Genomic DNA, 18,243 nt, shown 5'->3' with positions numbered 1-18,243 from the left:
GGCCGGTGGTGGTGCGGGGCTGGGCCGGTGGTGGTGCGGGAGCGGTCGGCGGGGCCGGGGCTCAGACGCCGGCCGCGGCGGGGGCGGCGGTGCCGGGCGGGGCCTCGTCGTCGCGCGGGGCGGGCTCCTCGTCGTCGAGGGCCGACCGGGAGGGGAGGGTGGCGTTGCGCAGCCCCGGCACGGCCACGGCCACCGCGACGGCGGCGACCGCGCAGACCGCGCCGTTGATGATCGCGGCGCCGGCGGGGCTGAACCAGCGGGCGATCGCCGCGACCTCGGCGTCGCCGACGATGTCGCCGCTGGTGCCCTGGGCGGTGATCACGCTGATGACCCGGCCGCGCATCGCGTCCGGGGTGTGGTGCTGGACGAGGGCGTACTCGAGGATCTCGTAGACGGTTCCGGCGGCGCCGCCGACGGCCAGCAGGGCGAAGGCGAGCACGGGGGAGCCGCTCAGCCCGAAGCCGAGGGTGGCCAGGCCGCCGGTGAACGCGGCGGTCAGCAGCAGCCGTCCGGGGCGGGCGGCGCGGCCCAGCCAGCCGCTGGTGGCGGAGACCAGGACGGCGCCGACGGCGGGAGCGGTGTAGAGCAGGCCGAGCATGACCTCGCCGCCGCCGAAGCGGCGGTCCACCATCTCGGGGAAGAGCACGACGGGCACGTTGAAGGTGGCGGTCACCCCGCCGAGCAGGACCAGGCCGCCGACGACGCGGTCCCGGAAGACGAACCGGAAGCCGGCCAGCGGGGAACGGGGCCCCTTGCCGCCGTCCTCGTCCTCCTCGTCCGCGCCACCGGGGGGCAGCGGCCGGACCCGGGTGATCAGCAGCGTGGTGACGGCGGTGGTGACGGCGGTGAAGGCGAAGACCGGGCCGGTGCCCCACAGCGCGAGCAGGACGCCGCCGAGGAACGGGGCGGTGACGGAGCCGATCTCACCGGTGAGGGACATCAGCGCCCCGGCGGCGGGCAGCTGGTCGTCGCGGACCAGGCCGGGGGCGGCGGCCATCAGCGCGGTGACGCTGACGCCGGAGGCCAGCCCGTCCCAGGCCACGCAGAGGTAGATGGCCCACAGGGAGGGGTCGGGCAGGAAGGCGTTGACGGCGAGTCCGGCGAAGGCCAGGGCCGCGGCGCCGCGCGCCCAGAGGATCAGCGTGCGGCGGTCGGTGCGGTCCGCCATCATCCCGCCCCAGAGGGAACCGACCAGCACGCTGATGCTCATGATCATGCTGACGACGGCCACCTGGAAGGTGGACCGGCTCATCTCCCAGACCTGCGCGGACAGCGCGACGGTGGCCATGCCCAGGCCGAACAGCGACACCACGCGGGCGATGAAGACCGCGCGGAAGTCGGGTGAGGCGCGCAGCGGTTCTATGTCGATGACGAGGTCGCGCAGGGACACGGGGGGCTCCGATGGAGGGACGGGGACGGGGCGGGGGCGGCGGTGGGGCGGGTCGGTGCGGCGCGGCGGCCGCCTCCGGTCAGGAGGCCGGCGCGAGGAGTTCGGCCCATTCGCGGAGCGTGGGCCGCTCCGCGAGGTCCACGAAAGCGATCTGGGCGCCCTCGGTCCGCCAGCGCGAGACGAGGGACATCAGCCGGATCGAGTCGAGGCCCTGGTCGAGCAGGTTCTCGTCGGGGTCGATCTCCTCGGGCTCGGCGCACAGGACGTCGGCGACGTCCTGGAGCAGCCGGTCGAGTCCGAACGGCCCCTCGGGGAGCGGGTGGTCGCCCGGTGCCGGGGTGCCGGCCTGGAGGGCGGTGGTGTCGGGGGACGTGGTGGTCATGGCGGGTGGCTTCCTCGTTCGGGGGAATGGGCGGCCGCCTCACCCTCGGATGACTTAGGTAAGGCTAACCTAATTTCTGTGATTCCAGTTGCAGCAGATCTCCCCGTGGCACCGGTCCGGCCGGCCCACCTCGGAGACGCACACGCTCTCTTCGCCCTCTCCCGGACCTTCGTGGCGTCCGGAGAGCTGCGCGCCCGCCCCCTCGGCCACTACCTCGCGAGCGTCGGGGAGTTCCTCCTCGCGGAAGGCACCGCCCCCGGCGGCGGACCGGCCGGGTGCGTCGCCGTACGGGACGAGGGCGCGGGGGCGGCCGTGCTCCACAACTTCTGTGTGGCGCACGGCAGCCAGGGCAGGGGGATCGGGTCGGCGCTGCTCCGGGCCGCGCTCGCACGGGCCCGGCGGTGCTCCGCCGCCCGGGTGTTCACGGCGACGACGGGGTCCGCCGTGCTGTTCGTACGGCACGGCTTCGCACCCGTCGCCCCCGAGCAGGCCCCGGCCGCCTGGGCGGCGGCCCTGGACCCGTCCAGGGGCTCACAGGTCTACGCGCTGACCCTCTGACAGGTTCCGGGGGCGGGGTACGGGACCCCCGCCCCCGGAGGCTCAGACGGCGGCGTCGGCCGCCACGAGGGAGGCCGGGCGCATGTCCGTCCAGTGCTCCTCGGTGTAGGCGGCGCAGCCCTCGCGGCTGTCCTCGCCGTGCACGACGCGCCAGCCGTCGGGCACCGCGGCGAAGGCGGGCCACAGGGAGTGCTGGTTCTCCTCGTTGACCAGCACGAAGTAGCGGGCGTCGTCGTCCTCGAAGGGGTTGGTGGCCATCGGGGTGTCTCCTTGGTGGGTCGGTGGATCGTCAGGGGGAGGGTGGGGCGGGCGGCCGGGCCGCACGGCGGATGCCGGTGCGGCCCGGCCCTCAGGAGCCGGCGGCGAACCGGGCCGCGAGGGCCGTGGCGGCCTCGGACAGCGCGGCCGCCTCGGCGGCGTCGAAGAGGGCGGGGGACCAGCGCCACCGGAGGGTCACGCGGTGGCCCCCGGAGGCGGCCGGGCGGACCTCGGCGGTCAGTTCCACCGGCCCGGTGAGCGGCGGCTCCTCGCCGTACGCGCCCGCCGCGGGCCACTCCTCCTCCGGGGCCGGGCCCCAGCCGGGAGCGGCCTGCGGGGCGCGGGGCGCGGTGCGCCGCCGGTACACGACACCGCGGCCGGGCGAACCGGCCGGCAGCGCCGAGGTCTGGGGGTTCAGGTGCCGCAACTGCTCCTGGCCGCGCCCCTCGTCCGGAACGGCCGCGAGCAGCAGCCGTACCGGCTCGGGACCGTCCGGGCCGAGCGGCAGCCGTACGCCGTGCACGGTGGACAGCGGCCCGGCCGTACGGGGGGCCGACTCCGGGCGGGGCAGCTCCAGCCCGACCGGCAGGCGGCTGCCGTCGTGCAGCCGGGGCCGGCCCGCCGCGGTCCCGGCCAGCGCGGCCAGCACGGCCACGTCGACCGGATGCGGTCCGGGCGCTCCGGCCGGGACCTCCAGCCGGGTCACCGCCCGGTGGCCGCCCTCGGCCGCCGGCCAGGAACGGGCCGCCGGGCCCTCCGACAGCTCGGTCCAGTACGGCAGTTCCCGCACCCGGGCGGGGGACTGCGCCCGGGTGGCCAGTCCGGCGGCCCAGGCGGTCAGCCCGCCGGGCGCGCCGAGCGCCGCGGGCCGGTCGGCGGCCCCGGTCCCGGTCCCGGCGAACCAGGCGTAGAGCACCGGCAGTTCGTCGAGGAGCAGCTGCCAGGAGGCGTCGTCCACGCACAGCGCGTGCGCGGTCAGCAGCAGCCGGCCCGGCTCGGCCGGACCGGCGTCGAGCCAGGAGGCCCGGAACACGGCGGCCGCGGCCGGGTCCAGGGCGGCTCCGGCGGCCCGCGCGGCCGCCGCGGTCAGCCGCTCCCGGGCGGCGGCGTCCAGGCCCGCGGCCGGGTAGCGGCGCAGGGTGGCCGGGTCGGTGACGGCGGGCGCCGCGTCGGCGGCCCGTACCTCCTGGCTCCAGACGCCGTGCGCCCGGTGCAGGGCCAGCCGCAGCGCCGGGTGCCGGCGGGCCAGGGTGCTCAGGGCCCGGCGCAGCGGGGCCGTGCGCAGGCCCGGCGGGACGGTCAGCAGGAGGTGCTCGTGGGCGCGTTCGGCGTGGCCCGGGGCCTCCCGGAGCCGGTGCGCGGCGGGCAGCAGCGTCAGCGGGCCCTCCTCGCGGTCCCCGGCCGGTACGGCCGGAGCCCGGGGCGGGGCCGCGGGGGCCTCGCCCCCGGCGGGACGGCCCGCGGCGGCGACCCGCCCGGCCGGGGTGCGCGGCTGCCGGGCCAGGCCGGTGAGCAGGGCCGCGAAACCGACGGCCTCGGACTCCAGTTCGGCCGGACCGTACAGGGCGGGGTTGGCGTCCAGGTCGAGGCGGAGCAGGCCCTCGGGGGAGCGGGAGGCGGAGACTGCGAGGTCGTCCACCGGGCCGGAGGCCAGGCTGACCACCCGGCCCGGTACCCCGGCGAAGTCCAGCTCGGTCTCGAACGGCCGCAGGTTGACCAGGGGTCCGGGCACCCGGGAGCCCGCGTGGCCGGGCCACACGGCCCGCGCCACATCGCTGCCGCGGACCCGCTGGTGGCGCCGCAGGAACGCGGTCTCGGCGGCCGCCCGGGCCAGCAGCTCCCCGAAGGTGTCCTCCGGGCCGGCTGCCACCCGTACGGGCAGGATGTTCACGGCGGCGGCCGGGACCCGCAGGGTGCCGGGCGCGGTGCGGGCCGCGGCGTACACCGCGAGCACCGCCTCGGGCGCCCCGGTCCGCGCGGTGGTGTGCGCGGCCGTCGCGGCGAGCACCGCCTCGCCCCAGGTGACCCCCGCCTCGCGGGCGGCGGCCTCCACGGCGTCGGTGTCGGCCCGGTCCAGGACCACCGTGGCGCGCAGCGCCGTGTCCGCGGGCGGGGCGCTGCGCCCGCGCAGCGGGGCGGGCGGCAGGACCCCGGCCAGGTGCCGGGTCCAGGCCGCCAGGTCGGTGCGCCGCTCGGCGGAGGCGGCGTAGGCGCTCTCGGCCTCCACCAGCGCGGTCACCGGGGCGAAGGGCGAGGGCCCGGCGGTCCGGCCGCGCACGGCGGCCGTGTACAGCTCGGCGATGCGGTGGCCCAGCAGCGCCAGCCCGTGCCCGTCCACGGCGAGCTGGTGGAAGAACTGCACCAGCAGGTGGTGCTCCGGTCCGACGGTGACCAGGACGCTCCCGGCCAGATCGGGTACGTCGTCCGGGGCGGGCGGGTCGGTGAGCAGGTCCAGCCGGGGCGGGCAGGCGAGCTGGCCGCGCACCAGGCCGAGGGCGGCGGCCACCGGGTCGGCGGCGCCGGAGGTGTCGAGCAGGGCGGGCCTGCGGGGGCGTCCGGGGGTGCGTACGGGCGACTGGCGCGGGCCGTCGTCGCCGTGGGTGAGCCGGAAGCGCAGCCAGGGGGCCTCGTCGAAGGCGCGGGCCACGGCGTCACGCAGGGCCTCGGTGTCGAGGGGGCCGACGAGTTCGACGTACTGGCCCACGTTGTGGCCGGCGTAGTCGGGGGCGGCGGTCTGCGCCGCCAGGAACTCGGCCTGGGCCGCGGTCAGCGGGACGGCGTCGGCCGCGGGGGCCGGGGTGGGGGAGGAGGTGGCGGACACGTGTCAGCTCCGGAGTCCCGTGGGGTGGGGGCCGGCCGCGGCGGTCGCGGCCGGGCGGTTGCGGCCGGTGCGGACCGCGCGTTCGGCGCCGCTCAGCAGCAGCGAGTCGCAGATCTCCCCGGACCGGACGGCCAGGGTGGACAGCAGCGAGGAGGTGAGGCCGTGGGTGTGCTCGGTCCCGGCGCCCTGGAGGTAGATCCCGGCGCGCAGCCGGGGGGTGGTGGCGACGCGGTGGTCGCGGCCGATCCGCAGCCGGCCCCGGCCGTCGGTCAGGCACTCCTCGACCAGGTCGCCGAGGAGGTCGCGCGGGTCGGGGGCGCGGTAGCCGGTGGCGTACACCACGGCGTCGCAGTGCAGGGCGGCGGTGGTGCCGTCGATCAGGGAGCGGACGGTGGCCACGGCCCCGCCGTCCTCGGTGCGGACGTCGGCGACCTCGCTGGTGTTGAGGATCCGCAGCCGCTCGGTGCCGGAGACCTTCTCCTGGTACACGGTCCGGTACAGCTGGGTGATCAGGTCCCCGTCCACCACGGAGTAGTTGGTGTTGCCGTGGTAGCCGAGCAGCCGGTCCTTGACCTCGTCCGGCGCGGTGTAGAAGGCGTCCACGGCCGCCGGGTCGAAGATCCGGTTCGCGAAGGGGCTGTCGTCGGCCGGGCTGTAGCCGTAGCGGGCGAAGACGGCGCAGACCTCGGCCTCGGGGAAGGTCCGGTGCAGGTGCTCGGCGGCCTCGGCGGCGGACTGGCCGGCGCCGACGACGACGAACCGGCGGTGGGTGAGCCCGGTCAGCGCGCGGGTGCGGTGCAGCAGTTCGCTGTTGTGCCACAGGTGCGGGCCGCGGCGTACGCCCTGCGGGAGCCGCGGGATCAGGCCGGTGCCGAGGGCCAGGTTGTGCGCGTACAGGGGTGCGCCGCCGGGGCCGGTGTCCGCGTCGGCGGTTCCGGCGGGGCGGTGGTGCACGGCCAGGACCTCCACGGGCCCGTCCGGGTCCTCGGCGGGCACCGGGGTGACCCCGGTGACCTCGGTGCCGTAGGACACCTGGCCGGTGAAGTCCTCGGCGCACCAGCGGAAGTAGTCGTGGAACTCGATCCGGGTGGGGAAGAAGGTCTTCTGGTTGATGAAGTCCGTCAGCCGGCCGTGCTCGCGCAGGTACTGCAGGAAGCTGTGCGGGCTGGCCGGGTTCCGCAGGGTCACCAGGTCCTTGAGGAAGGACACCTGCATGGTGGCGCCGTCGAGGAGCATGCCCGGGTGCCATCCGAAGGCCGCCTGGCGCTCGACGAACGCCGCCCGTACCGCCTCGCCGGAGGGCCGTCCGGTGTTGTGTTCGGCCACGGCTATCGCCAGGGCCAGGTTGGCCGGGCCGAAGCCGATGCCCACCAGGTCTCGGACAGCGGGGAACTGCTCCCCGGACCCGGTGTGCGTAAGTGGTGCGGACATGCCCATCCTTCCTCGGACTTACCCGGATACTTAGGTAAGGCTGACCTAACGTCACTGATCGTGGCGGGTGTGTCAAGCCACCCGGAGCCACTGGTGGAAGGCGTGGCGAACTCGCCAACCGCCTTTGATTACATGGCAATTCGGTGATACGGAAGATCCGTCCGAAGGCCGGGGTGGTGCGCCGGCCGGGCTCGTCCCGGTGCCGCCGAGCGGCGGGAATCAGCCGCCGGGGATCCCCGGAGACCGGGAAACACCGGGCTCCGGCCTTGTGCGGGGCGTGGGCGGGGTACCGGCCACCGTCCGTGCGGGACGGGCCGCGCGCGCTCCGGGGGAACGCCGCTTTCGGGACGTCCCGTTGGATGCGGTCGGCCTCCGGTTTGGACGGTCGGCGCCGGGTGCCGGACGCCGGGCGGCGCCCGGCCCCTCACCGCCCGTGGCGGCGCTCCGGGGGGAGGCGGCCGGGCGGTGCGGGCGCTCAGGTGTGGTGCGGTGGTACGGCGGGTGGCTCAGAGGTGTCCGGGCGCCAGGTCCGGCACCACCCTGGTGCCGGGCGGCGTCTCGCTGAACACGCCCAGCAGCGTGTGCGGCACCCGCCCGTCCAGGACGTGCGCCGTGGCCACCCCGCCGCGGACCGCCCGCAGGCAGCCCTCCATCTTCGGGGCCATGCCCCCGTCCAGCGAGGGCAGCAGGGCGTCCAGTTCCCCGGCGGTGAGCCGGTCCACCACGGTGGTGCCGCGCGGCCAGTCGGGCACCAGCCCGGCCACGTCGGTCAGCATCACCAGTTTGTCGGCCCCCAGCGCGGCGGCGAGGGCCGCCGCCGCGAGGTCGGCGTTGACGTTGTATATCTGGCCGTCGGTGCCCCGGGCCACCGGGGAGACCACCGGGATCCGGCCGCGGTCGAGCAGGGCCCGTACGGTGTCCGGGTCCACCTCGGTCACCTCGCCGACCAGGCCGATGTCCACCTCGCGCCCGTCCACCAGGGCCGGGCGGCGCACGGCCGTGAGGGTGCGTGCGTCCTCGCCGGTCATGCCGACCGCGAAGGGTCCGTGCTCGTTGACCAGCCCCACCAGCTCGCGCTGGACCTGGCCCGCCAGCACCATCCGTACCACCTCCATCACCTCGGGGGTGGTGACCCGCAGGCCGGAGGTGAACGTCACCTCCAGGTCCAGCCGCCGCAGGAGCGCGCTGATCTGCGGCCCGCCGCCGTGCACCACGACCGGGCGGAGGCCGGCGTAGCGCAGGGAGACCACGTCCGCCGCGAAGGCCCGTTTCAGCTCCTCGTCGATCATCGCGTTGCCGCCGAACTTCACCACCACCGTGCGGTCGCGGTAGCGCTCCAGCCAGGGCAGGGCCTCGATCACGGTGCGCGCCGCGGCGGTGCCCCGGGCACCGGGGCGCGCAAGTGGTGAGGGGTGACGTGTCGTCATCGGCCTGCCATTTCCTGGATGAGTGAGCGGGTGGTGCGGACCACGCCCCAGCGGGACGCGGTCCAGCGGAGGGCGAGCGCGTGGTCCTCGGGCCCGGCGTCGGCCACGGCGTCCGCCGCCACGAAGGGCTGGATGCCGTGCATCCGGGCGTCGGCCGCCGTCAGCAGCACCCCGCCCGCAGCGTGCAGACCGCACAGCAGCAGCTGGTCGCGGCCGGTGATCGCGAGGACGCGGCCGAGGTGGCTGCGCAGGAAGGCGTTCTCCCGGACGTACGTGATGACGTGGTCCCCGCGCTCGGGGACCAGCGGGCCGCCGGCCTCCGGCTCGGGGTCGCCGCCCGGCGCGTGGCCGAACACCACGGGCATCCGGCGGCTGCGCGCGGCCCGCCGCAAGGCGGCGGCGTTGGCGAGCAGTTCGGCGCCGGGTGCGGCGTCGGCCGGGAAGTCCCGCAGGAACTGCGGCTGCAGGCCGAGGATCAGCAGGGCGGCCCGGCCCGGTTCCACGGTCCAGGTCTGCGCCGAGGACGGGATCGCGGTCTCGGCGGGCATCGGGTACGGCGTGACGTCGGGCAGGTGCATGACCGGGGCTCCCCCTCGCGCGGGGCAGCCGGTCGTCGCCGCCCCTCCTTGTTAGGTAAGCCTAACCTAACTCACGCGGTCGGTGGGGGAGAGCATCGGATCGTCCAGGCGCACGAGCCGGTAACGGCGCTCCCCGGCGCCCGCGTCCGCGTCCGCCCGGCGCGCGGCACTCCCGGCGCGCGCCGCGCGCGCCTCCCGGCCCCGCGTCGTCCGCGACCGCACCCGCTGGGCGGCCTCCAGCAGCGCCTCCACCCCCGGGGTGGTCTGCCGCAGCCGGTTGAACCGGCGCACCGACAGCCCGGCCAGCCGCCCGGCCACCGGCCAGGAGGCACCGCGCCCGACGGCGTCCAGGACCACCCGCAGCATGGCGGGGGTGGCCCCGCCCTCCGCCGTCAGCCCGTGCCCGGCGGCCAGCGCGCGGGCCGCCCGCAGGGCCGTGGCGAAGGCGGGGTCCTGCTCCAGCCAGCCGCGCAGCATCCGCTCCGGGACCCCGGCCGCGACGGCGACCGCCGGATCCCCCAGGCCCTGGGCCGCCGCGCGCAGGGCCTCGGCCATCCGGGCCACGGTGTCGTCCCGCTGGCTCGGCGGCCGCCCCAGGGCGTCCCGCAGGGCGTGTTCCACCTCGTCGCGGGCGGCCAGCCAGGCGACGACCCGCGCCGCGCTCTCGGCCCGCTCGGCGGATCCTCTGGCCCCGGCCGGTGCGGTCCGGCCGGCCATGTGCTCGTACACGGTCAATCCCCGTTCGGTCAGGTACACCTGACACTCAAGAATCGGCCGTCGGCACCCCGTCTGTCCGCCGGATCACCGGTCCGGGGCCCACCCGGGCACGGGGGTTGGAGGGATCTGGCCTCTCCGTTGTCCGTGACCGCCGCGCGGGAACCGTCACCCGGCCCCGAGCACCACGGCCCCGCCCGCCGGATCGACCCCCGCCGCCCAGTCCTCCGGCAGCCGCACCGACCGGTACGGAGGCACCCGCCCGGGGAACCGCCGCCGCCAGAGCACCCGCCCGTCCTGGGAGACGGTCACCACGGGGGAGCGCAGCGTCCCGGCGGCCCGCAGCAGCAGCGGGCGCCGGGGAGCGGGGCCGGCGGGGCGGTGCCAGGTCAGCCGGTTCGGCGTCGCCCACACGAGCGGAGAACGGAGCACCAGCGGGGGGCCGGCGGCCGGCCAGGGGCCGCCCGCCAGGTGGGCGCGGACCGGATCCGCAGCGGCCGTGCCCTCCGCGGCCGCCGTACGGGCGCGTTCGATGCCGCGCAGGGCGTTGCCGACGGCGAACACCCCCGGCACGGCCGTACGGAAACAGGCGTCCACGGCCGGGCCGCGCGTGCCCGGGTCCAGGGGGATCCCGCCGCGCCGGGCCAGTTCGTGGTCGGGGATCCAGTCCCCGGTGAAGACCACCGCGTCGCAGTCCAGCAGATCCGTCCGGCCGTCCCCGTGGCGGACGGCCACGCCCGACAGGCGGCCCCGGCCGCGCAGTTCGACCACCGAGGTCCGGGTGAGGACGGGGATACCCGGCACGGCGAAGCCGTCCGGCCGCTCCGTGACCACCGCCGCCACCTCCGTACCGGCCCGCAGCAGGGTCCGTACCGCGTGCCGGGTCACCGGCTCGCCGCCCACGACCACCGCCCGGCGGCCCACGTCCTGCCCGTACAGGTGCACGGACTGCTGGAGCTCCCCGGTGGTGAGCACCCCCGCCGGGCGGCTGCCCGGTACCAGCCGGGCGCTGCGCGGGCGCTCCCGGGCGCCCGTGGCCAGCACCACCGCCCGCGCGGTGATCCGCTCCAGACCGGCCGGGCCCGTCACCTCCAGCGCGAGCGGCCCGGCCCAGCCGGTGGCGGTCACCCCGGTACGGAGCACCGCCCCGGCCGCCACCGCCGCGCAGACCGAACGCCGGGCGTACTCCGGCCCCTCCAGCGGGAGCGCGCGGGCGCCGAAGCCCCCGCGCGGGCAGTGGCGCGGCACACCGCCCGCCTCCTCCTCCCGCTCCAGGACCTCCACCCGCGCCGTCCCCGCCAGCCGCGCGGCCAGCGCCAGCCCGGCCGGTCCGGCCCCGACCACCAGCACGTCCACGGCCCGGTCCACGCGCCCGGCCCCGCTCACCGGCGGGCCTCCTCGAACAGCGCGCGTACGGCCGCCCCGCAGTGGAAGCCCTGGCAGCGGCCGCCCCGGGCCCGTGTGCGCCGCCGCAGGCCGTCCGGCGAGCCGGGCGGGATCGTCCCCGCCAGCGCGTCCCGGATCTCCCCGCGCGTCACGCGCTCGCAGTGGCAGACGATCCGCCCGTACTCCGGGTCGGCGGCGATCAGCTCCGCGTCCCGGTAGGGCCGGGGGAACGCCTCGCCCAGGTTCGGCATCCGCACCGGCTCCGGCTCGCGGGCCCCGGACGGCGGCAGCCCGCCGTCCGCGAGCAGGTCCACCACATGGGCGGCGATCGCCATCGAGGCGGTCAGCCCGGTCGAACGGATCCCGCCGACGGCCACGTACCGCTGCGCGGGATGTGCGCGGATCGCGTAGTCCTCGTGCTCGGTGGCCGCCCGCAGCCCGGCGTACACGGCGGTGACCTCCTCCTCCAGCAGCGCCGGCAGGATCCGCCCGCCCTTCTCCCGCAGCAGCGCGAGCCCTTCGGCGGTCGATCCGGTGGCCGTCCGGTCGTCCAGGTCCTCGGCGGTCGGGCCGAGCAGCACCTTCCCGTACACGGTCGGCGACACCAGCACCCCCTTGCCGAGCACACCCGGCACCGGCAGCAGGATGTGCCGGACCAGGGGCCGGGCCAGGTCGTCGAAGACGATGAGCTGGCCGCGCCGCGGCGTCACGGTGAAGTCCGCGTGCCCGAGCATCCGGTCGATCCGGTCGGCGTACAGACCGGCCGCGTTCACCAGATGGCGGGTGCGCAGGACACCCCGGCCGGTCGCCAGGACGTGCGGATCGCCCGGCCGCACCGACTCCACCCGGCAGTTCAGATGCAGGTCCACGCCGGAGCGCACCGCCTGCGTCGCGTACGCGAGCGTGGTCGTCCAGGGGCAGATGACGGACTCGCCGGGCACGTCGAGCGCCCCGAGCACCCCCGGCCCGAGCCCCGGCTCCCGGGCCCGTACCTCCTCGGCGGAGAGGATCCGCGCCGCGCGGTAGCCGTTGCGTACGGCCTTCTCCGCGAGGCGCGGCAGGGCCAGCAGCTGCTCCTCGTCCCAGGCCACCAGCAGCGCCCCGAGCGGTTCCACCGGGATCCCGCTGTCGGCGGCGTACGCGGCGAGCAGCCGCTGCCCCTCGCGGACGAGCCGGGACTCCAGGGAGCCGGGCACCGCGTCGAAACCGGTGTGCAGGATGGCGGTGTTGGCCTTGGAGGTGCCGTCCCCGACATCGTCGGAGGCGTCGACGAGGGCCACCCGCAGCGGCAGCCGGGCCAGCTCGCGGGCGATCGCGCAGCCCACCACCCCGGCGCCGACCACGGTCACGTCGTACACGCCGCCGGGCAGGGGACCGCGCGTGGTGACGGTCACGGGCGGCCGTCGAGGAGCGCGGAGACCGCCGTACGGAACCGCGCGCGGCGCTCGGCGGCCGTCGCGGCGTCGGCCCGGGGCAGGTAGACGGCCGAGGGCTTCCACTCCGGTACGGCCTCGGCCAGGGACAGGGCGGGGTCGGCCCCGAGCCGGGCCACCGCGCCGACGCCCAGCGCGGTCACGTCCGGCAGCGCCGACACCTCCACCGGGATCCGCAGCAGATCGGCCTGGGCCTGCATGAGCAGCGCGGAGCGGGTCAGTCCGCCGTCCACACGCAGGGTGGTGAGCGGGGCGCCCAGATCGGCGGCGACCGCGTCCGCGAGCTCGGCCACCTGGGCGGCGATCCCGTCGCACAGGGCGTGCACCAGATGCCCGGCCGTGGTGTCGAGGCCCAGACCGGTCACCGAGCCCCGCAGGTCGCCCCGCCACCAGGGCGCGGCGAGCCCGGCGAGCGCGGGGACGAAGGTGACGCCGCCGGAGTCCGGGACGGTGCCGCCGACGGTGTCGATGTCCTCGGCCCCGGAAATCACGCCCAGGTCGGTGAGCCACCGCACGGCGGAGGCGGCCGTGAACACCTGCCCGTCCAGGCAGTAGTCGGTGCGCCCGGCGAGCCGCCAGGCCACGCAGCCGACCAGCCCGTGCGCACTGCGCCGGGGCGCCGCACCGGCGTGCGCCAGCAGGAACGCGCCGGTGCCGTAGGTGCACTTGGCGGTACCGGGCGCGGTGACGCCCTGGGCGAGCAGCGCGGCCTGCTGGTCCACCAGCAGCCCGGTCAGGGGGAGTTCGGGCCCGAAGGCGGTGGTGGTCCCGACGCGGGTGTCGGCGTCGACGATCTCCGGCAGGCGCTCACCGGCCAGGCCGAACGCGTCGAGGGCGGGCGCCGACCAGCCGACGGTGTCGAGATCGAGCAGCTGGGTGCGCCCGGCGGTCGCCGCGTCGGTGACGAAGGCGCCCGTGAGGCGGTGCACCAGCCATACGTCGCTGGTGGTCACCACGCCGGCGCCCGTCAGGTGGCGGCGTATCCAGGCCATCTTGGGGGCGGCGAAATAGGGGTCCAGCGGCAGTCCGGTGGCCTCCCGCAGCGCCGGGGCGTGCTCCGCCAGCTCCGTGCACAGCCCTTCGGCGCGCCGGTCCTGCCAGACGATCGCGTCGGTCAGCGGCTCGCCGGTCGCCGGGTCCCAGGCGAGCACGGTCTCGCCCTGGTTGGCGAGGCCCACCGCCACCACCGGCTCCCCGGCCCGCGCGAGCGCGGCGCGTCCGGCGCCGATCACGGAGTCCAGCAGCTCGCGGGGGTCGACCTCCACCCGTCCGCCGGGCAGGTGGCGGGGGCGTACGGGCGCGGAAGCGGAGCCGATGACCCCGCGCACCGGACAGACGACGAGGGCCTTGGTCCCCGAGGTGCCTTGGTCGACGGCGAGCACCGGACCCGTCATCACCGCTCCGTCCCTGGTGTGTCGGCATGGTCGATCTTCGCCGGGAAGCCTTGCCCAGCGGATCCCGCGCGTCAAGATCGGTCCGCTGCAAGGGCGTTCGGCTGACGCAAGTTCATAGCCTGGATTTGGCTGATTATTTGCGTTCGGGCAACTCTCCGCGTGCGAATGCTCACACTCGCTCTATAGTGATCGCCGATCAACGGGAAGGATGCCGACCGTGGGTCAACGGTGGGGGTCGAACGAACAGTTCTTGTCATGGTGTGCGTGCGCCCCTGCCGCCGGTACGGCAGCAGGGCGGCAGCCGGCCGCCCGACGGAACCCGCCCCCCACGCGATCTGAGGACTGATGACCACGACCACCGCAGCACGCGGCCACCGCAGCGGCCGCGGCCGCCCGTCGACCGGGACGGGGTAATGGCGGGCGGCGACTTCCGGCCCGTCTACCACCCCGCCGGTCACGACAACGCGTTACGCGTCGCGGTCCAGGACCTGCGCACGGGACGCTGGGTGTCGATGGCGCAGCTCCTCGCGCGCACGGACGACTGGGGGCTGTGGACCCAGCGCACCCAGGTGCTCGCCGCGGTCGCCGCCGGATCCGACGTGGTCCAGGCATGGCGCGCCGAGGAGCCGCACAGCGTCGCGGCCGTGGTCATGCACATGCGGGTCACCGTCGAGCGGGCCGTCCGCGCCCACCGCGCCGGCCACCCCCGCACCGCCGAGCTGTGGCAGGAGGCGTGGCAGGCGTGCCGTACCACCGCGGGCATCAGCCCCGCGGACCCGGCGCCCTGGGTCTGCCTGCTCGCCCTCGCGCCCCTCGACGAGCGCCGCCAGATGGAGGAGCACCGGCAGGCGCCCCCCGGCCCCATGCTGCCCCGCGGCCCCTGGGGCATCCTCGCCGAGGTCGACAAGCGCGACCCGCACAACCGCGAGGCGTACCACCGCATGCTCCAGTTCGTGTACGCGGGCCCGCCCGGCCCGCCCTCCGAGGCGGCCAACTTCGTGCACTGGGCGGCCGGTTCGGCCCCGCCCGGCTCCGCCGTGCACGTCCTGCCGCTGTACGTGCAGGTCGAGCGCTACCGGCGCGAACGCGGCCAGGAGCGCGCCCTCGACCTGCACTGGGTGGCCGAGGACGCCGTCCGCGACGCCGACCACGCCCTGCACACGTGGTTCCGCTACGCCGACCCCGAGCGCTCCTCCCCGCTCGACCTGAACCACCTCGCCCACGCCCTCTGGGGAGCCCTCCAGTTCGGCGAGGCGGCGCGCGTCTTCGACGCCATCGGCCGGTACTGGACCACCCTCCCGTGGGCCCACCGCACCCGCGACCCGGCCGACCAGTCGCTGGCCGAGGAGGTGTTCCTCCAGGCCAGGTCCCGCAGCCTGGCCGACCGGAACTGACCGGTTCCCCGCACCGGTCGGCCGTACGCCCGCGACGGCGGACGGCCCCGCCCGCTCCACCACCCCCGTGCACCACCACCCCCGGAGGTACCACCATGTCCCGCACCGCGTGGGCAGCTCGCCAGGACCGCAACGCCCCGCCCCAGCAGGACGAGGAGCAACGGCTCAGAGAGCTGGGCTACCAGCCCGTCCTCGCCCGCCGGATGGGCGGCTTCGGCAACTTCGCCATCAGCTTCTCGGTCATCTCCGTCCTCTCCGGCTGCATGACCCTCTACGGCTTCGGCCTGGGCACCGGCGGGCCCTCCGTCATGCTGTGGGGCTGGGTCGGCGTCGGCCTGTTCGTGCTCTGCGTGGGCCTCGCCCTGGCCGAGGTGACCAGCGCCTACCCCACCTCCGGCGCGCTGTACTACATGGCCGACCGGCTCGGCGGGCGCCGCTGGGGCTGGTACACCGGCTGGCTGAACCTCCTCGGCCTGCTCGGCGCGATCGCCGGCATCGACTACGGCGCCGCCCTGTTCACCGGCGCCTTCCTGAACCTCCAGTTCGGCTTCGTGCCCACCCCCGGCTCGACCTTCCTGATCTTCCTGGCGATCCTGCTGCTGCACGCCACGCTCAACCTCTTCGGGGTCCGCCTCGTCAGCGTGCTCAACTCCATCAGCGTGTGGTGGCACCTGGCGGGTGTGGCCGTGATCGTCGGCGCCCTGGCCTTCATCCCCGACAGCCACCAGTCGCCGTCCTTCGTCTTCACCGAGTTCGTCAACGACACCGGCTGGGCCAACCCCTTCTACGTCGCCGCCGTCGGCCTGCTGCTCGCCCAGTACACCTTCTCCGGCTACGACGCCTCCGCGCACCTGTCGGAGGAGACCTCCAACGCCTCCGTCTCCGCCGCCCGGGGCATCGTCCGCGCCATCTGGGTCTCCTGGATCGCCGGCTTCGCCCTGCTCGCCGGCCTCACCTTCGCCATCCAGGACTACGCGGCCGTCCAGGGCAGCGCCACCGGCGTCCCGCCCGCCCAGATCTTCCTCGACGCGCTCGGCTCCGGCGGGGCCACCGCGCTGCTCCTCGTGGTGATCGTCGCCCAGCTCTTCTGCGGCAACGCCGAGGTGGCCGCCGCGAGCCGCATGGTGTTCGCGTTCAGCCGGGACAACGCCCTGCCCGGCTCGGACCTGTGGCGCAAGGTCAGCAGCCGCACCCAGACCCCGGTCCCGGCCGTGTGGCTCTCCGTCGCCGTCGCGGCGGTCCTCGCGCTGCCCTCCCTCTACTCGGCCACCGCGTACGGCGCCGTGACCGCCATCAACGTCATCGGCATCACCCCCGCCTACGCCATCCCGATCTACCTCCGGCTGCGCGCCGGCGACCGCTTCCAGCCCGGCCCGTGGAGCCTGGGCCGCTGGAGCAAGCCGATCGGCTGGATCGCGGTCGTCTGGGTGGCGCTGGTCACGGTGCTGTTCTGCCTGCCGCAGAAGTCCCCGGTCACCGTGGACTCGATGAACTACGCGGTGATCGCCCTGGCGGTGGTCCTCGTCCTCGCCTCGGTCTGGTGGTACGTCGCCCGCCGCTCCTACGGCACCCCGGCGGCCTACGGCAACGCCCGCGAGCAGGCGGAGATCGCCGAGGGCATCGTCTGACGCCCCCCTGCCTCCCGGCCGGGCACGTACCGCTCCGTGCCCGGCCGTCATCCTCACGTAATGGCTTTGACCGGCGCACATCCCGTTGAATGTGGGGGAACGGCACACAGATCATCGGGGAGTCGCGCAATGAAGTGGGTACGTGGGGGGCGGCGCGGGCCGCTGACGGCAGTGGTCGGCGCGGTACTGGTGGCCGCCCTGGCGGTGGGGCTGTACGTGTTCCAGCCGTGGAAGCTCTGGCAGGACGAGCGGGTCAGCGAGGCCCTGCCCCCGGCGGCCACCGCCCCGAAGGGCGCGGCCCCGGCCCCGGCCGAGGGACCGCGCACCCTGGCGGAGGGCTCGTTCATCAGCCACGAGCACGACACCCGGGGCAAGGCCAGACTGGTCCGGCTGGCCGACGGCTCCCGCGTCCTGCGCCTGGAGGGCCTGGACACCAGCAACGGCCCGGACCTGCGCGTATGGCTGAGCGACGCCCCCGTGAAGGAGGGCGTGGCCGGCTGGCGGGTCTTCGACGACGGCAAGCACGTCAGCCTGGGCAAGCTCAAGGGCAACAAGGGCGACCAGAACTACGAGATCCCGGCGGACGTGAACCTCGCGGACTACGGCAGCGTCGCCATCTGGTGCGACCGCTTCGACGTCTCCTTCGGCGCGGCCACCCTCACCGAGGCATAGCCCGCGCCGCTACGGCTCGCGTCGCTACGGCCCGCGTCGCTCCCCGCCCACCCGGGACGTCTCCGGGTGGGCGTTCTTGCGGTAGCGCTCGGTGATTCTGATCATGACGATGATCGCGGCGATCGGGAGCAGCCAGTTGAAGATCGTCGACAGCCGGCGGTCGTCCGGCTGGCCCGCGGCGATCAGGTGGCAGAGGGTCATGAACGCGAAGGCCGTGCCCCATCCGGCACTGAGGACCCGGTTGACGTGCTGGAAGCGCGGGGTGTTCCACAGCTCCCGGGGCACGGTGAGCCGGGCGTACTGCTCGGTGAACGGCCGGACCGGCAGGGTGGCGAAGACGATCAGGGCGAGGGACCCGGTCGCGATGGTCCTGCCGTAGTGGGCGATCACCTCCTGGCCGTCGGGCCCGACGAGGAACGCCGCCACCGCCAGGGCGAGGAACAGGACGATCGCCGAGACGTCCAGGATGCGCGGCGAGCGTGCCGCGAACGACGGCCAGGCGATGACCACGGCGGTCGCGGCGGCGCTCAGCGCCGCCCACTGCGGCGAGGGCGCGGCCCGGTCGACCACCGCGAACACCACCCAGGGGATCAGGCTCACGAAGGGGTTCCCGGTCGCTCCGGTACTCCGTCCCATGCGCTCAGCTCCCGCCTGCGCCTCAGCTCCCGCCTGCGCCCAGCTTCCGCCGCGGCGGCGCCGTTCCGTGCCGGTCACCGGGTGCCGCCGGCCCTCTGTTCAGCCTGCGCCGGACCCCTCGGATCCGCAACGGCGCCGCCC

Annotated in this window: 16 protein-coding genes; 4 read left to right on the top strand and 12 right to left on the bottom strand. The window is 75.9% G+C overall.

Going from position 1 to position 18,243, the window contains the following annotated elements; all coding sequences use genetic code 11:
- Nucleotides 1–61 precede the first annotated feature (61 nt).
- Nucleotides 62–1,390, bottom strand: coding sequence for an enterobactin transporter EntS (entS, locus tag ABZ873_RS20295; protein WP_360873678.1), 1,329 nt, complete (start codon nucleotides 1,388–1,390; stop codon nucleotides 62–64).
- A 79-nt stretch (nucleotides 1,391–1,469) separates the two neighbouring features.
- Nucleotides 1,470–1,676 carry a phosphopantetheine-binding protein gene (locus ABZ873_RS20290; protein ID WP_360873686.1) on the bottom strand — a complete coding sequence of 69 codons (207 nt, stop codon included), beginning with the start codon at nucleotides 1,674–1,676 and terminating at the stop codon, nucleotides 1,470–1,472.
- Nucleotides 1,677–1,943: 267 nt separating this feature from the next.
- Here ABZ873_RS20290 and ABZ873_RS20285 point away from each other — a divergent pair, with 267 nt between their 5' ends.
- Complete coding sequence (locus tag ABZ873_RS20285; RefSeq protein ID WP_360873675.1) at nucleotides 1,944–2,330, top strand: GNAT family N-acetyltransferase; 387 nt, start codon at nucleotides 1,944–1,946, stop codon at nucleotides 2,328–2,330.
- Nucleotides 2,331–2,372: 42 nt separating this feature from the next.
- On the opposite strand, the gene ABZ873_RS20280 is transcribed toward ABZ873_RS20285, so the two are convergent.
- The 9 genes from ABZ873_RS20280 to ABZ873_RS20240 all read right to left on the bottom strand — a co-directional run bounded on the left by ABZ873_RS20280 (nucleotide 2,373) and on the right by ABZ873_RS20240 (nucleotide 13,772).
- Nucleotides 2,373–2,588 (bottom strand): MbtH family protein, encoded by a 216-nt coding sequence (locus ABZ873_RS20280; protein WP_360873672.1) that lies wholly within the window; start codon nucleotides 2,586–2,588, stop codon nucleotides 2,373–2,375.
- Nucleotides 2,589–2,679: 91 nt separating this feature from the next.
- On the bottom strand, nucleotides 2,680–5,409 hold the full coding sequence (locus ABZ873_RS20275) for a condensation domain-containing protein (protein ID WP_360873669.1): 2,730 nt from the start codon (nucleotides 5,407–5,409) through the stop codon (nucleotides 2,680–2,682).
- A gap of 3 nt (nucleotides 5,410–5,412) precedes the next feature.
- Nucleotides 5,413–6,840, bottom strand: a complete 1,428-nt coding sequence (locus ABZ873_RS20270) for a SidA/IucD/PvdA family monooxygenase (RefSeq protein ID WP_360873666.1) — start codon at nucleotides 6,838–6,840, stop codon at nucleotides 5,413–5,415.
- Nucleotides 6,841–7,346: 506 nt separating this feature from the next.
- Nucleotides 7,347–8,267 carry an acetylglutamate kinase gene (gene argB, locus ABZ873_RS20265; RefSeq protein ID WP_360873664.1) on the bottom strand — a complete coding sequence of 307 codons (921 nt, stop codon included), beginning with the start codon at nucleotides 8,265–8,267 and terminating at the stop codon, nucleotides 7,347–7,349.
- On the bottom strand, nucleotides 8,264–8,845 hold the full coding sequence (locus ABZ873_RS20260; protein ID WP_360873661.1) for an isochorismatase family protein: 582 nt from the start codon (nucleotides 8,843–8,845) through the stop codon (nucleotides 8,264–8,266). Before ABZ873_RS20260 ends, argB begins: the two co-directional genes overlap by 4 nt.
- Before the next feature lie 66 nt (nucleotides 8,846–8,911).
- Nucleotides 8,912–9,574 (bottom strand): hypothetical protein, encoded by a 663-nt coding sequence (locus ABZ873_RS20255; RefSeq protein WP_360873658.1) that lies wholly within the window; start codon nucleotides 9,572–9,574, stop codon nucleotides 8,912–8,914.
- Nucleotides 9,575–9,727: 153 nt separating this feature from the next.
- Entirely contained in the window at nucleotides 9,728–10,945 is a 1,218-nt protein-coding gene (locus tag ABZ873_RS20250) for an FAD-dependent oxidoreductase (protein WP_360873655.1), read from the bottom strand.
- Nucleotides 10,942–12,339 (bottom strand): FAD-dependent oxidoreductase, encoded by a 1,398-nt coding sequence (locus ABZ873_RS20245; RefSeq protein WP_360873652.1) that lies wholly within the window; start codon nucleotides 12,337–12,339, stop codon nucleotides 10,942–10,944. The genes ABZ873_RS20250 and ABZ873_RS20245 overlap by 4 nt, the downstream gene beginning before the upstream one ends.
- Complete coding sequence (locus tag ABZ873_RS20240; RefSeq protein ID WP_360873649.1) at nucleotides 12,336–13,772, bottom strand: FGGY family carbohydrate kinase; 1,437 nt, start codon at nucleotides 13,770–13,772, stop codon at nucleotides 12,336–12,338. Before ABZ873_RS20240 ends, ABZ873_RS20245 begins: the two co-directional genes overlap by 4 nt.
- 413 nt (nucleotides 13,773–14,185) lie before the next feature.
- On the opposite strand from ABZ873_RS20240, the gene ABZ873_RS20235 reads away from it, so the two are divergent.
- The 3 genes from ABZ873_RS20235 (at nucleotide 14,186) to ABZ873_RS20225 (ending at nucleotide 17,466) form a co-directional block, all read left to right on the top strand.
- Complete coding sequence (locus ABZ873_RS20235) at nucleotides 14,186–15,166, top strand: hypothetical protein (RefSeq protein ID WP_360873646.1); 981 nt, start codon at nucleotides 14,186–14,188, stop codon at nucleotides 15,164–15,166.
- A 95-nt stretch (nucleotides 15,167–15,261) separates the two neighbouring features.
- Complete coding sequence (locus ABZ873_RS20230) at nucleotides 15,262–16,794, top strand: amino acid permease (protein ID WP_360873643.1); 1,533 nt, start codon at nucleotides 15,262–15,264, stop codon at nucleotides 16,792–16,794.
- A gap of 129 nt (nucleotides 16,795–16,923) precedes the next feature.
- A complete protein-coding gene (locus ABZ873_RS20225) occupies nucleotides 16,924–17,466 on the top strand; it encodes a DM13 domain-containing protein (protein ID WP_360873641.1) in 543 nt (180 codons plus the stop codon).
- A gap of 24 nt (nucleotides 17,467–17,490) precedes the next feature.
- On the opposite strand, the gene ABZ873_RS20220 is transcribed toward ABZ873_RS20225, so the two are convergent.
- On the bottom strand, nucleotides 17,491–18,102 hold the full coding sequence (locus ABZ873_RS20220) for a hypothetical protein (protein WP_360873638.1): 612 nt from the start codon (nucleotides 18,100–18,102) through the stop codon (nucleotides 17,491–17,493).
- Nucleotides 18,103–18,243 lie beyond the last annotated feature (141 nt).

The sequence above is a fragment of the Streptomyces sp. NPDC047014 genome (assembly GCF_040644195.1).
Taxonomy (GTDB): Bacteria; Actinomycetota; Actinomycetes; order Streptomycetales; family Streptomycetaceae; genus Streptomyces.
Note: the sequence above shows the minus strand (reverse complement) of the source record. Positions and strands in the feature narration are given on the sequence as shown.

Bases quoted from the DNA above. Each gene is read 5' to 3' on its own strand.
- ABZ873_RS20280 (WP_360873672.1), bottom strand. From the start codon at position 2,588: ATGGCCACCAACCCCTTCGAGGACGACGACGCCCGCTACTTCGTGCTG.
- ABZ873_RS20270 (WP_360873666.1), bottom strand. From the start codon at position 6,840: ATGTCCGCACCACTTACGCACACCGGGTCCGGGGAGCAGTTCCCCGCT.
- argB (WP_360873664.1), bottom strand. From the start codon at position 8,267: ATGACGACACGTCACCCCTCACCACTTGCGCGCCCCGGTGCCCGGGGC.
- ABZ873_RS20260 (WP_360873661.1), bottom strand. From the start codon at position 8,845: ATGCACCTGCCCGACGTCACGCCGTACCCGATGCCCGCCGAGACCGCG.
- ABZ873_RS20240 (WP_360873649.1), bottom strand. From the start codon at position 13,772: ATGACGGGTCCGGTGCTCGCCGTCGACCAAGGCACCTCGGGGACCAAG.
- ABZ873_RS20235 (WP_360873646.1), top strand. From the start codon at position 14,186: ATGGCGGGCGGCGACTTCCGGCCCGTCTACCACCCCGCCGGTCACGAC.
- ABZ873_RS20230 (WP_360873643.1), top strand. From the start codon at position 15,262: ATGTCCCGCACCGCGTGGGCAGCTCGCCAGGACCGCAACGCCCCGCCC.
- ABZ873_RS20225 (WP_360873641.1), top strand. From the start codon at position 16,924: ATGAAGTGGGTACGTGGGGGGCGGCGCGGGCCGCTGACGGCAGTGGTC.
- ABZ873_RS20220 (WP_360873638.1), bottom strand. From the start codon at position 18,102: ATGGGACGGAGTACCGGAGCGACCGGGAACCCCTTCGTGAGCCTGATC.